Raw genomic sequence first — 14,046 nt, forward strand, 5'->3', positions numbered from 1 at the left:
TTTGGAATTTTAAAAATTGAATTTTAAAATAAAAGATATGTTATACTATTTATTTGAATATTTAGACAAAACGTTAGATATACCGGGAACGGGAGTTTTTCAGTACATCACTTTCAGATCGGCTTTGGCATTGATGCTTTCATTGCTTTTGTCGACGATTTACGGAAAAAGAATTATTAACTTTTTACGCAATCAGCAAGTGGGAGAAACCGTTCGTGAGTTAGGTCTTGCAGGTCAGAATGAAAAAGCGGGAACTCCGACAATGGGGGGACTGATTATCATTTTTGCAACACTTGTTCCGGTTTTGTTATTTGCACGTTTGCATAATATTTACATCGTCTTACTTATTGTAACAACCCTTTGGATGGGTACAATTGGTTTTGTGGATGATTATATTAAAATATTCAAAAAAGACAAACAAGGTCTTAAAGGAATTTTTAAAGTTATTGGACAGGTAGGTTTAGGAGTTATTGTAGGAGCGGTTTTGTATTTCAATCCTGCTGTAACAGTACGCACGGATACCGGAAGAACGGACATTTACAAGACTGCAGGTACGACAGTGGTTTTACCAACACCGGTAGAGGAAAAATCAACGGCAACCACTATTCCTTTCGTTAAAAACAATGAGTTTGATTATGCAGAACTTTTGGCTTGGACAGGGGAAGGATATGAAAAATGGGCCTGGTTGATTTTTATTCCGGTAGTTATTTTTATTATCACGGCCGTTTCCAATGGTGCGAATCTGACGGATGGAATAGATGGGCTCGCCGCGGGAACGTCAGCGATTTCGGTACTCGCGCTCGGAATATTTACGTTTGTTTCGGGAAATATTATTTTTTCAAATTATCTCAATATAATGTATATCCCCAATTCGGGGGAAATGACGGTTTTTATTTCTGCTTTTGTAGGAGCGTTGATCGGATTTCTTTGGTACAATTCGTACCCTGCTTCTGTTTTTATGGGAGATACAGGAAGTTTAACGATTGGCGGAATCATTGCTGTTTTGGCCATTGCAGTTCGTAAAGAATTATTGATTCCGTTATTGTGTGGTATCTTTTTGGTAGAGAATTTCTCAGTGGTTTTACAAGTGAGTTATTTTAAGTTTACCAAAAAGCGTTTCGGTGAAGGTCGCAGGATTTTCCTGATGTCGCCTTTGCACCATCACTATCAGAAGAAAGGATATCATGAAAGTAAAATTGTAACCCGATTCTGGATTGTTGCCATTATGTTAGCCATATTATCAATCGTTACTTTAAAACTAAGATAGATTTTAAATTAAAAATTGAGAATTAAAAATTAAAAATTGATGTAGTTGTTGAGGATGAAAGAAAATGTTATTCAGGATAAATCATTTCTTTTTGCAGTACGAATTATCAACTTGTACAAGCATCTGACTGCAGTAAAAAAGGAATTTGTTTTAAGTAAACAAATTTTAAGATGTGGCACTTCGATTGGAGCAAATGTTGAAGAATCAATTGGAGGACGTTCAGATAAAGAGTTTCTGTTTAAGCTTGAAATTTCATATAAAGAAGCAAGAGAAACAATTTATTGGTTAAAATTATTAAAAGCAACAGATTATATCTCTGTAAATGAATTTGAGAGTATTTATGCTGAAGCGGATGAAATTTGTAGAATACTGGCGAAAATTATAATAACCTTAAAAGGAAAATAGTAAATCGATTAAAAGTTGAGATTTTAGAAGATTTTTTAATTTTTAATTTACAATTTTTAATTGTACAGCGTATGAGACTAGTAGTTTTAGGTGGAGGAGAAAGTGGTGTAGGTACCGCTATTCTGGGTAAGAAAAAAGGATATGAGGTTTTTGTATCTGATTTCGGAAAGATTAAGGAAAGTTACAAAGAAGTTCTTGTCATTAATGGAATTGCCTGGGAAGAGGAGAAACATACCGAAAACCTGATTTTGAATGCCGACGTGGTCATGAAAAGCCCCGGAATTCCTGAGAAATCACCGATAGTAAAAAAGCTTATCGAAGCAGGAGTTAAAGTGATTTCGGAAATCGAGTTTGCGAAACCTTTTACAGAAGCCTTAACAATTGGGATCACCGGAAGTAACGGAAAGACAACCACAACAATGTTAACCCATCACCTGTTAAAATCAGCTGGTTTAAATGTTGGTTTGGGCGGTAACATCGGAAAAAGCTTTGCCTGGCAGGTAGCCGAAAATAAGTTTGATGCCTATGTGCTCGAATTAAGTAGTTTTCAGCTGGATGGAATTATAGATTACAGGCCGGATATAGCCATAATTACAAATATTAGTCCCGATCATTTAGACCGCTACGAATATAAGTATGAAAATTATATCAATTCGAAGTTTCGAATAACAATGAACCAGACTGAAAGTGATTATCTCATTTACGATGCAGACGACGAGGCAATTGCAGAATGGTTAAAGAACAATACAACAAAAGCAAAATTAATTCCTTTTTCATTGACTAAAAAAGTGGACGAAGGAGCTTCTATAAACAACAACAAAATGGAAATAAAGATTAACCAAGAAGAGTTTACAATGGAGACCGAACACATTGCGTTAGAAGGAAAACATAACATGAAAAACGCAATGGCAGCAAGCTCTGTAGCGAAATTGATGCAAATCAGAAATGCAACGATTCGCGAAAGTTTATCTAATTTTCAAGGTGTTGAACACCGTTTAGAAAAAGTATTGAAAATTCAAAACGTTCAATATATCAACGATTCAAAAGCAACTAATGTAAACGCTACTTTTTTTGCTTTAGACAGTATGAATATTCCAACGGTATGGATTGTTGGTGGAGTTGATAAAGGAAACGATTACAACGAATTGATGTCATTAGTTCGTGAGAAAGTAAAAGCAATTATCTGTTTAGGTATTGACAATAGAAAAATAATAGAAGCGTTTGGTAATGTGGTTGATATCATGGTAGAAGTAAACAACATGAACGATGCCGTAAAAACAGCCCAACGTCTAACCGAAAAAGGAGATGCTGTTTTATTATCTCCGGCTTGTGCGAGTTTCGATTTATTCGAAAGCTACGAAGACAGAGGGAAGCAGTTTAAGCAAGCGGTGCATAATTTGTAATTTAAGATTTCTGATTTTAGATTTTAGATTGTTTTTTTAATAGAAGTTCTTGAGGTATGACGACAGATGAAATGAAGGTGAGAACAAAGAAATTCTCTTTGATGATAATTGATTTGGCAGAAAGAATGCCGAATACGAATGTGGTAAGGTCGATTACGAGTCAAATCGTAAGAAGCGGAACATCAGTTGGAGCTAATTATCGCGCAGTATGCCGGGCGAGGAGTGACAGGGAGTTTGTTGCCAAAATGAATATAGTTTTAGAAGAAGCTGATGAAACTTTGTTTTGGATAGAGCTAATAACAGAAAAAAAATGGATCGAGAAATCAGAATTGGAAACAATTTGGAAAGAAGGAAATGAGCTAACAGCGATTTTCGTCAGCAGTTTAAAAACAGTAAATAACAGAATCAACAGTTTAAAATAAAAGCAAAGATTTTAAAATAATCTAAAATCTAAAATCAGAAATCTAAAATTATGAAAGAACTAGTTAACAAATTAAAAGGAGACAGAGTAATATGGTCATTCGTGGCTTTATTGGCGCTGTTTTCGTTTATGCCTGTTTTTAGTGCAAGTAGTAATCTGGCGTATATTGGTCATGGAACTGGAAATACGTTGGGGTATTTGGTAAAACACTTGGCGCACATTTGCATCGGATTCTTGATTATCTATTGGGTGCACCGAGTACCGTATCATTATTTCAGAGCAATTTCTAAGATAGCGCTTCCGGTAGTTTGGATTTTATTGCTTTATACCTTGTTGAAAGGAACGGTTATTGCCGGTGCCAATGCAAGTCGTTGGATTCAGGTGCCGTTTATCGGAATTACGTTTCAGACATCAACATTAGCCTCTATCGTATTGTTTATATATGTAGCGCGTTATTTGTCTAAAACCAAGGAAGAAGGAGAGCCTTTTCAGGTTTCGTTTGTACAATTATGGATTCCGGTTTTTATTACGTTAGCCTTGATTTTACCGGCCAACTTTTCGACGACAGCGTTGATTTTTTCAATGGTAATTATGTTGACTTTCATTGGTAAATATCCAATTAAATATATTGCATTTATTATAGGTTCGGGGATTGCGATGTTATTGTTTTTCCTTTTGATTGCGAAAGCATTTCCGGATTCAAGATTCTTTAGCAGGGTAGGTACATGGGGAAGTCGTATTGAAAACTTTACGACAGACAAACCAGATGAAGATGACTATCAGATTGAGAAAGCAAAAATAGCAATTGCATCCGGAAGATTAGGCGGTTTAGGCCCCGGTAAAAGCGTTCAGAAAAACTTTTTGCCACAATCTTCTTCCGATTTTATTTATGCAATTGTTGTAGAAGAATACGGTTTGGTGGGCGGAGTTTCCATATTGGTTTTGTACTTGTTGTTGTTGTTCCGATTTGTGATCGCCTCACATAAAGCGACTACCCTATTTGGGAAATTAGTCGTCGTCGGACTCGGTTTTCCGATGATATTTCAGGCGATGATTAATATGGCGGTGGCAGTTGAATTATTGCCGGTGACAGGACAAACACTTCCGTTGATTAGTAGTGGAGGTAGTTCGATCTGGATGACGTGTTTCTCTCTTGGAATTATTATCAGTGTAACGAAGAAAGAGGAAGAAATTGCTGAAGTTCAGGAAGAAAAAGAAAGAAGAAAAGTAGCCTTGCAAAGGTTAATAGATAAACAATTGGCAGAGGAAAATTTGGCAAATGAGGAAAGTGAAGAAATGTATCGCGAAGAGCCAATGTATTCGATAGAAGACAATTCTAAAAATCCAATGAATGCGGTATTAAACAGATAAAATAATTAAAAGAATAGTTTTTAAAACGTTGTAACTTTTAAAAAATATGACAAAGTATAAATTCATACTAAGTGGTGGTGGGACTGGAGGACATATTTATCCTGCAATTGCGATTGCAAACGAGTTAAAGTTACAATTTCCTGATGCTGAATTTCTTTTTGTTGGAGCTAAAGACAAAATGGAAATGCAAAAAGTACCTCAGGCAGGTTACAAAATAAAAGGACTTTGGATTGCCGGATTACAACGAAAGTTAACATTACAAAATATGATGTTTCCTTTAAAATTGGCAACAAGTTTGCTAGAGTCAAGAAAGATAATTAAAAAGTTCAAACCAAATGTTGTAATTGGTACCGGAGGTTTTGCCAGTGGACCTTTATTACAGGCGGCGGGTTCGGCTGGAATTCCAACCGTGATTCAGGAGCAGAATTCATTTCCCGGGATTACCAATAAATTATTGAGTAAAAAAGCGAGTGCAATTTGTGTGGCCTATGAAAATTTGGAACGCTTTTTTCCTAAAGAAAAAATTGTGCTGACCGGAAACCCGGTTCGTCAGGATTTAATTGATATTCATAGTAAGAGAGACGAAGCGATTGCTTTCTATGGTTTAGATCCGAACAAAAAGACACTGTTGGTTTTAGGCGGAAGTCTGGGAGCCAGAAGAGTCAATCAGTTAGTTGAAAAAGAATTAGAAAGTATGCTTTCGCAGGACGTTCAGGTCATCTGGCAATGTGGGAAATTATACTTCGAAGACTATAAAAAGTACAATCAGCCCAATGTAAAAGTGGTTGATTTTATTGAAAGAATGGATTTTGTCTATGCTGCGGCCGATGTGATTATTTCAAGAGCAGGAGCATCGTCAGTTTCGGAATTGTGTATTGTCGGGAAGCCGGTAATTTTTATTCCGTCGCCGAATGTAGCAGAAGACCATCAGACTAAAAATGCACAGGCAATAGTAGAGGCTAAAGGTGCTATTTTGTTGAAAGAATCAGAATTAGACAGTCAGTTTAGTATTGTTTTTGAAGCTTTATTGAAAGACGAAGGAAAACAAAAACAATTGAGTGTAAATATAAAACGATTGGCAATGCCAAAAGCAACGCAGCACATTGTGGCGGAAATCGTAAAGTTAATCAAATAATAAAATCGAGCTAAAGGCATATAGCCTAAAGCTTAAAGCAGAATTAAAATGAATTTAAATCAAATACAAAACGTTTATTTTATTGGTATTGGAGGCATCGGAATGAGTGCCCTGGCCCGCTATTTCAAATACATCGGGAAACAGGTTTCAGGTTACGATAAAACGCCATCAATGCTAACGAATGAGTTGATTGAAAGTGGTATTGACATTCATTTTGAGGATAATATCAATTTGATTCCGAGTGATTATTATGTAGAGAATACGTTGGTGATTTTTACACCGGCAGTACCCAAATCACACGCAGAATGGAATTATTTTACAGAAAGACAGTATGTGATTAAAAAACGTGCTGAAGTTTTAGGAATTATTACCAAAGATACTTTTTGTTTTGCTGTTGCAGGAACGCACGGAAAAACAACAACATCAAGTATTTTAGGACATATTTTATACGAAAGCGGTGCTGATGTTACGGCTTTTGTAGGCGGAATTGTAGAAAACTACAACTCGAATTTAATTGGAAACGGAAAAACGGTAACGGTAGTAGAAGCGGATGAATTTGACAGATCGTTTTTGCATTTGCACCCGGATATTGCTTGTGTGACTTCAATGGATGCGGATCATCTGGATATTTACGGGACAAGTGAGGCTATCGAAGCTTCTTTTGTAGAATTTGCTTCTAAAGTGGAAAATAAAAATAATCTCTTTATAACCAAAGAATTACCTCTTGAAGGTGTTCAATGTGCTATAAATGAAGAGGCGGTATATAAGGCGTTTAATGTTCGTATAGAAAATGCCAGTTATGTTTTTGATGTGCAAACACCAACTGAAACAATGAAAGACCTGCGTTTTGGATTGCCGGGAAAACACAATTTAATGAATGGATTGATGGCTATTGCAATGGCTAAAACCTTTGGCACCCCGACCGACTCCATTGCAAGAGCCATTGGCTCATTCAACGGAATCAGAAGGCGTTTTTCATATCAGATCAAAACAGACGAACTGGTTTATATAGACGATTATGCACATCATCCGACGGAGATAAATGCAGTGCATCAGGCCGTTAGGGAGTTGTATCCAGGTCGTAAAGTACTGGCGATTTTTCAGCCCCATTTATTCAGCAGAACTAAAGATTTTGCGGATGGATTTGCTGAAAGTTTGTCGGCTTTTGATGAAGTGTTATTGATGGATATTTACCCGGCCAGAGAGCTTCCTATGGAGGGAGTTACATCAGAATGGTTGTTGGGAAAAATGACGAATTCGAACAAAAGAATTGTTGCAAAAAATGATTTATTAGCGTCAATCAAAGCCAGTGATGCGCCAATAATTGTAACAATAGGAGCTGGAGATATTGGTGAAATGGTTCCTTCAATCAAAAAAATGCTAAATGAAACTATTTAATTGGATAAATATTCGGTTAATTCTCATTTTTGGGCTGGTACTTTTTTTGTATTCGTTCGCTCAGCATCGGAATGGGAATAGAAATTTAAGAAAATCTACGGTCGTTTTTGTAGGAGAAAATACGCTTTTTGTGAAGCCTGAGACGGTTAATAAATTGTTGATAGAAAATAAAAAAGATGCTTCCAGTATCCGAAAAGATGAACTAGATTTGAATAAGATTGAGAAAACCCTTGATGCGCAAGACATGATTGAGAAGTCAGATGTTTTTGTAAGTATCGACGGGGTTCTAAAAGCGACCGTAAAACAGAAGACCCCGATTGCCCGTATTTACGATGGTGATAGGTCTTTTTATATTGACTATGAGGGGAATAAAATGCCCTTGTCTGACAATTTTACGGCGCGAGTTCCGCTTGTTTCCGGGGCAATAAATGAAAAAAATAACGAAGATTTAGCTACCCTATTTCGCACAATTTATGACGATGCGTTTTTGAAAAAAAACATCATTGCAATACAAATTATGCGTAATGGTAGCTTAAAAATGTTTAATAGAAATTATAATTACTTCATCGATTTTGGCAGAACGATGAATGTTGATAAAAAATTCAGAAACTATAAAGCCTTTTTTCAAAAAGCAGTTTTAGATAGTTCGTTATACAAATACACAAAGATTGACCTTAGGTTTACGGAACAAGTAGTTTGCACAAAATAATAGAAAATGGAAAAAGATAACATTGCAGTAGGTCTAGATATTGGAACGACAAAGATAGTTGCCATGATAGGCAAGAAGAACGAGTATGGTAAACTGGAAATTTTGGGGATTGGAAAATCCAAAAGCCTGGGGGTTGCGAGAGGTGTAGTAAACAACATTACGCAAACCATTCAGTCTATTCAGCAAGCGATAGTCGAAGCAGAGAATAATTCAGGTTATAAAATTAAAGATGTCGTTGTGGGTATTGCCGGACAACACATCAGAAGTATTCAACATACAGATTACATCAGCCGTAACAATCCGGAAGAAGTAATTGGCGAAAATGATATTCAACTTTTGATCGATCAGGTTAACAAATTGGCCATGTTACCGGGAGAAGAAATCATACATGTTTTGCCACAAGAATTTAAAATTGACGGACAGTCTGAAATAAAAGAGCCAATCGGAATGTATGGCGGAAGATTAGAATCCAGTTTTCACGTAGTGGTGGGACAGGCATCTTCAATCAGAAACGTAGGCAGATGCATTCAGAGTTCAGGAATAGAATTATCAGGATTGACTTTGGAACCATTAGCTTCTGCAGATGCCGTTTTAAGTCAGGAAGAAAAAGAAGCAGGTGTAGCCCTTATTGATATTGGTGGCGGAACAACAGATTTAGCGATTTTTAAAGACGGAATTATTCGTCATACCGCTGTAATTCCTTTTGGAGGAAATGTAATTACGGAAGACATCAAAGAAGGTTGTTCTATTATCGAAAAACAAGCAGAGCTTTTAAAAATAAAATTCGGATCAGCCTGGCCGGGAGAAAATAAAGACAATGAAATTGTTTCTATTCCGGGTTTAAGAGGCAGAGAGCCAAAAGAGATTTCGCTTAAAAACTTATCTAAAATCATCCATGCCCGTGTGGTGGAAATTGTAGAACAGGTTTTCGCAGAAATTAAAGCATACGGACACGAAGATCCTCGCAAGAAGTTAATCGCAGGAATTGTTCTTACAGGTGGTGGAGCTCAACTAAAACACATCAAGCAATTAGTAGAGTACATTACCGGAATGGATACCAGAATCGGATATCCTAATGAACATTTGGCAGGAAATTCAGGAGAAGAAATTTCAAGTCCATTGTTTGCAACTGCGGTAGGTTTGGTAATGAACAGCATCGAAAATAGTACGCAAAGTGCTGTTAGAATGGAGTTTGTTAACGAGCAGCCAAAAGTAGTTTACAGAAATGTTGTTCCTCAGGCACAACAACAAATGCAACAGCAGGTACAACTACGATACGAAGTAGAAGAAAATTACGTTGAAAGAGCAGAGACTTTTGATGAGCCAAGAGAGATCAGGAACAACGTAAGTAAAGAAGAGTCTACGGAGACAAAAATAAGAAGATCATTTTTTGACCGATATGTCGATAAAATCAAAGATTTTTTAGACAACGCAGAGTAGTAAAAAGAAGAGGAATTACTTTTTGCCCCAAGTCAAGAAGTAAAAAATGTATTTAATAAGAATTTCAAAACCAAAAAGATGATGAGCAACTCAGAATTTGGAAGTATTTCATTTGATTTACCAAAAAATCAGTCAAATGTAATCAAAGTAATAGGTGTAGGTGGAGGCGGAAGCAATGCTATAAACCACATGTTTAAGCAAGGTATTAAAGGGGTAGATTTTATCGTTTGTAATACAGACTCACAAGCACTTCAAAATAGTGCTGTACCAACTAAAATCCAGTTAGGGGTAAATTTAACAGAGGGTCTTGGGGCAGGAGCGAATCCTGACGTAGGGCAACAATCTGCTATTGAAAGTATTTCTGACATTGAAAAAGTGTTAGAGCGTGGTACTAAGATGGTATTTATCACTGCCGGTATGGGTGGAGGAACGGGCACAGGAGCTGCTCCAGTAATTGCACAATTAGCAAAAGAAAGAGAAATTTTGACTGTTGGTATCGTAACAATTCCTTTTCAATTTGAAGGAAAAGTGCGCCAGGAGCAAGCGCTTTTAGGAATCGAAAAATTGCGTAAGCAGGTCGATTCGTTAATTGTAATTAATAATAATAAGTTAAGAGAAGTGTACGGAAATCTTGGTTTCAAAGCCGGATTCTCTAAAGCGGATGAAGTTTTGGCAACAGCCTCAAGAGGTATTGCCGAAGTAATTACGCACCACTATACTCAAAATATCGATTTACGTGATGCTAAAACTGTTTTGTCAAACAGTGGAACAGCTATCATGGGATCTTCTGTTGCCGAAGGGGAAAACAGAGCAAAAGATGCCATTATTTCAGCATTGGATTCTCCGTTGTTAAATGACAACAAAATTACAGGTGCCAAAAACGTATTGTTGCTTATCGTTTCTGGATCAGATGAGATTACACTTGATGAGATTGGAGAAATCAATGATCACATCCAGGCAGAAGCAGGATTTAACGCCAATATTATCATGGGGGTTGGTGAAGACGAAACTCTTGGTGAGGCTATTGCCGTTACAATCATTGCGACTGGTTTTGATGTGGAACAACAAAATGAAATTGTAAATACAGAACCTAAAAAAATCATTCATACGTTAGAAGATGAGCAAAGAAGTGTTCATAATTTAACGAATAAACCACTTACTTCTTTTGATGTAAATGCAGAAACAGTTACAGCTAAAATAGAAGAGAAAATTGTTTTTGATCTGATGGAAGATACGGTTGCTCCCGTATTGCCTACACCGGTTGCAGTGGCTCCGGTAGCTCCGGCAATCAATCAGGAAGAATTGGTGGTAATGTCAGAGTTTATCAAAAATCTGGATGTAACTTTCGAAATCGTTTCGCCAATTACAGACATCGATTTTACGATTTCTGTTCCCGAAGTTCAAGCTTTTCAGGAAATAAAACCGGTTCAGCAAAGAGTTATTGAAAAAGAAGAACAAACTACTTTTTCATTCGACTTGCCTCTTTTCCGAGCAGAACCGGAAGTGAGAAAAGAAGCGGTTGTGGAAGATAATAAGATTTTGTTTGAATTAACAAACGAAGCCCGTAATATGAAAGTTACTGAGCCGGTGCAATTTGTTCCGGTAACCGAACTTTCAGATAACGGAATTATCAAATATTCTTTAGAAGAATACATGGAGATGGAAAACGATTTGACGGCTTCTAAAGCAGTTCAAAAAGTAGTAGAAGATGTAGTTCCTGAAGAGTTGAATATCACGCTGAAACCAAGAGTTGATTTTGCTCAGGAGCAAGCTTTCACAACAACAGACTCTGTTTCTCCGATGGAATTAACAATCGAAGAGACTTTGCGTCTGAGAGCCGAAGAAAGAAGAAAGAAACTAAAAGAATTTAATTATAAATTCCATAATAATGTTTCAAGAATTGATGAACTTGAAAAAGAGCCTGCTTATAAAAGATTAGGTATCGATCTTTCAAATACACAATCAAATACAACCAATTCTAGGATTTCTGTTGGTACAGATAGTAATAATGATTTGCAGTTGCGTTCGAATAATTCATTCTTGCACGACAACGTAGATTAATTTTATATTCACAATAAATAGGATAACCCGAAAATTGGATTTAATTTTCGGGTTATTTTTTTTATCTTCGCACAGAATTTAGAAATTTGACTTTTAAAAGTAGTTTATAAAATGAATATCATCATCCTGAGCAAAGTCAAAGGTTGATTATAATGTAGAGGGCTTCGACTTCGCTCAGCCAGACACAAGCTACATAAGTATATAAGTCATGAACAGATTTTTAAGCATAATATCAATTTAATAAGCATTGCTTATTCAAATAAAAAAATAAGATGAGTTTACAAGTACAAATCATGGACGAGATCAAAACCGCCATGAGAGCAAAAGATACCGTAGCATTAGAAGCATTAAGAGCCATTAAATCTGAAATGTTATTGGCTGCAACTGCATCAGGTTCTAAAGAAGAATTAACAGCTGACGATGAAGTAAAATTACTTCAGAGATTAGTTAAAACTCGTAAAGAAAGTGCTAGAATTTTTACAGAACAAAACCGTCCTGATTTGGCTGAGCCTGAATTAGCACAAGTAGCTGTAATCGAAAAATTCTTACCGGCACAATTAAGCGAAGAAGAAGTGGAAGCTGTAGTAGCTAAAATTATCGCTGAAACAGGAGCTTCAGGAATTGCATCAATGGGGAAAGTTATGGGATTAGCATCTGCACAATTAGGCGGAACTGCTGAAGGAAAAACAATCTCGGCAATCGTTAAAAAATTACTAGTGTAATTTTAAATTCCAATTTTTGAAATTCCAAATTCCAACTTGGAATTTCAAAAATTGATTTTTTTTTTTGACCACGTAGTTCAACTGGATAGAATATCAGATTTCGGCTCTGAGGGTTGGGGGTTCGAACCCCTCCGTGGTCACTAAAAGTCTTGTTTTTAAAGAATTTTTAAAGGTTTTAGTCAACATTTAGTCAAGAAGTTTGATTGGTAGAGATTAAAACTTTTTTTATGCTATTTAATCTTTTGTAAGTAATAAATTTTTTCTTTTTTGTTTATGAATATTATACGCTTATGATTTTTAAATTTTCTATTGTAATATTGGTAACTTTTTATTTCAAATTCAATAGTTTTTAAACCAGAAATAAATTTTGATAAATTAGTTCAAAATGAACTACTTTATTATCAGTAATTGCGACATATAAAGCTTTTAAGTTTCTAATCATAATATAAATTGTATGTATTATTTATTAAAATTAGAAAATAATACATATATTTAATGTTGTTTTGTGATTGTAAATATAATTATGCAATATGATAGATTTATTTAAAAGGTATCAAGTTGGATTGAAATTAGAAGATATTTATCCTCTTAATAAAGATGGTTTTTGTGATTGTGGTTGCGGAAAAAAATTAGAAGGGAAAAAAAAAAGATGGGCAACAGTTGACTGTCAGGATAAAGTAGTAATTAACTTTTGGATCATCAAAGGAGATAGTGCTGTTATTCGGCAATCTGTTTTTCAAATGGACTTAGGCTATTGCAGAGGATGTGGAGTGTTAACTGAAAACTGGGAAGTAGATCATATAATTCCAGTTTTCTTAGGGGGCTCGGCGTGCGGATTGGAAAATTTACAAACATTATGCGTTGATTGTCATAAAGATAAAACTTACACCGAGTCCCATCTTAATACAATTTCTTCACATGCCGCTTGTATATTGGATAATCGACGCGCAATCGCTTTTGGTGCTGTTTCATGTGAGTTTCCAAAACAATCGATAGATATGCAAAGATTTACATCTGCTGATTGTTCCTTTTCTAATAAGTTAGCTTCGGTATATTGATGTAATAATACTCCAACATATAGACTTGCTTCTTGTGTTAGTCTATTTTGTTCAGTCTTTATTACATGAGTTTTTATGCAGCCAATTTTATTTCCATTTTTTACAACAATATCAGGACTCACACTAATCTCTAATCCGTTGATATTTATTTTTGGATTATCATCTTTGCTTCTTGTTTTTTTAAATGGTGAAAGGTTGGGCAAATTTGTTTTTAAAGCTTCATTTAATGCAAGAACTGAATTTTCGATCTCTTGTTCTTTTAAAATGGTTGATTTTTTAATTTTGTCAATAGCTTCTAATATTACAGTTTCGTCATAGTCTTTAATGATATATTTAATAATTGCTTCTTTGGCTTCCCTATACTGTGAAACAATGAATGAACTAGGATATTTTTGATCATAAATTATGCGCTTTCTACGAGCGGCAGTAGCTCCCATATATTCTCCTAATTTATTTACTGAAAAACGTGGCGTTTTATTTACTTTTTGCACTACAGGTCCGTTTATTGCCATTTTGTTATTTTTAATTATTAACTTATAAAAAAGGGTTTTTGTTTCAAATGTAGTAATATTTTAATTAATTTTTTTGATTTTTTGTTAAGTTATTGATTAGTCTGTGGTAAAACCTTTGTTTTGTGTAATTCCTTTTATCTGTTG

12 protein-coding genes, 1 tRNA gene and 1 pseudogene are annotated in these 14,046 nt (G+C 35.5%); 13 read left to right on the top strand and 1 reads right to left on the bottom strand.

Annotation, left to right across the window (positions count from 1 at the left end):
• Positions 1 to 37 precede the first annotated feature (37 nt).
• The 13 genes and pseudogenes from mraY to AB674_RS23245 form a co-directional block, all read left to right on the top strand.
• Positions 38 to 1,267 carry a phospho-N-acetylmuramoyl-pentapeptide-transferase gene (mraY, locus tag AB674_RS16575; RefSeq protein ID WP_047778383.1) on the top strand — a complete coding sequence of 410 codons (1,230 nt, stop codon included), beginning with the start codon at positions 38 to 40 and terminating at the stop codon, positions 1,265 to 1,267.
• Positions 1,268 to 1,321: 54 nt separating this feature from the next.
• On the top strand, positions 1,322 to 1,672 hold the full coding sequence (locus AB674_RS16580) for a four helix bundle protein (protein ID WP_047778384.1): 351 nt from the start codon (positions 1,322 to 1,324) through the stop codon (positions 1,670 to 1,672).
• 71 nt (positions 1,673 to 1,743) lie between these two features.
• Complete coding sequence (gene murD / locus AB674_RS16585) at positions 1,744 to 3,075, top strand: UDP-N-acetylmuramoyl-L-alanine--D-glutamate ligase (protein WP_047778385.1); 1,332 nt, start codon at positions 1,744 to 1,746, stop codon at positions 3,073 to 3,075.
• Between the two features lie 56 nt (positions 3,076 to 3,131).
• The gene (locus AB674_RS16590) at positions 3,132 to 3,497 is read left to right on the top strand and encodes a four helix bundle protein (RefSeq protein WP_047778386.1); all 366 of its coding nucleotides are present in this window, start codon (positions 3,132 to 3,134) and stop codon (positions 3,495 to 3,497) included.
• Positions 3,498 to 3,547: 50 nt separating this feature from the next.
• The gene (locus AB674_RS16595; protein WP_047778387.1) at positions 3,548 to 4,867 is read left to right on the top strand and encodes an FtsW/RodA/SpoVE family cell cycle protein; all 1,320 of its coding nucleotides are present in this window, start codon (positions 3,548 to 3,550) and stop codon (positions 4,865 to 4,867) included.
• A gap of 46 nt (positions 4,868 to 4,913) precedes the next feature.
• The gene (murG, locus tag AB674_RS16600) at positions 4,914 to 6,002 is read left to right on the top strand and encodes an undecaprenyldiphospho-muramoylpentapeptide beta-N-acetylglucosaminyltransferase (RefSeq protein WP_047778388.1); all 1,089 of its coding nucleotides are present in this window, start codon (positions 4,914 to 4,916) and stop codon (positions 6,000 to 6,002) included.
• A 48-nt stretch (positions 6,003 to 6,050) separates the two neighbouring features.
• A complete protein-coding gene (murC, locus tag AB674_RS16605) occupies positions 6,051 to 7,400 on the top strand; it encodes a UDP-N-acetylmuramate--L-alanine ligase (RefSeq protein WP_047778389.1) in 1,350 nt (449 codons plus the stop codon).
• Positions 7,387 to 8,109, top strand: coding sequence for a cell division protein FtsQ/DivIB (locus AB674_RS16610; protein ID WP_047778390.1), 723 nt, complete (start codon positions 7,387 to 7,389; stop codon positions 8,107 to 8,109). The genes murC and AB674_RS16610 overlap by 14 nt, the downstream gene beginning before the upstream one ends.
• Before the next feature lie 6 nt (positions 8,110 to 8,115).
• Positions 8,116 to 9,549, top strand: a complete 1,434-nt coding sequence (gene ftsA / locus AB674_RS16615; protein ID WP_047778391.1) for a cell division protein FtsA — start codon at positions 8,116 to 8,118, stop codon at positions 9,547 to 9,549.
• Positions 9,550 to 9,627: 78 nt separating this feature from the next.
• Positions 9,628 to 11,610, top strand: a complete 1,983-nt coding sequence (ftsZ, locus tag AB674_RS16620; RefSeq protein ID WP_047778392.1) for a cell division protein FtsZ — start codon at positions 9,628 to 9,630, stop codon at positions 11,608 to 11,610.
• Between the two features lie 272 nt (positions 11,611 to 11,882).
• Entirely contained in the window at positions 11,883 to 12,332 is a 450-nt protein-coding gene (locus AB674_RS16625; protein WP_047778393.1) for a GatB/YqeY domain-containing protein, read from the top strand.
• 66 nt (positions 12,333 to 12,398) lie between these two features.
• Positions 12,399 to 12,472 (top strand) — tRNA-Arg (locus tag AB674_RS16630).
• Between the two features lie 600 nt (positions 12,473 to 13,072).
• Positions 13,073 to 13,204, top strand: a pseudogene (locus AB674_RS23245) (HNH endonuclease); the annotation flags it as partial.
• A gap of 11 nt (positions 13,205 to 13,215) precedes the next feature.
• Here the strand turns inward: AB674_RS23245 and AB674_RS23100 are convergent.
• The gene (locus tag AB674_RS23100) at positions 13,216 to 13,902 is read right to left on the bottom strand and encodes a hypothetical protein (protein ID WP_053004309.1); all 687 of its coding nucleotides are present in this window, start codon (positions 13,900 to 13,902) and stop codon (positions 13,216 to 13,218) included.
• Between the last annotated feature and the right edge of the window lie 144 nt (positions 13,903 to 14,046).

Origin of the sequence: Flavobacterium sp. ABG, assembly GCF_001027725.1 — a bacterium.
Lineage (GTDB): Bacteria > Bacteroidota > Bacteroidia > Flavobacteriales > Flavobacteriaceae > Flavobacterium > Flavobacterium cupriresistens.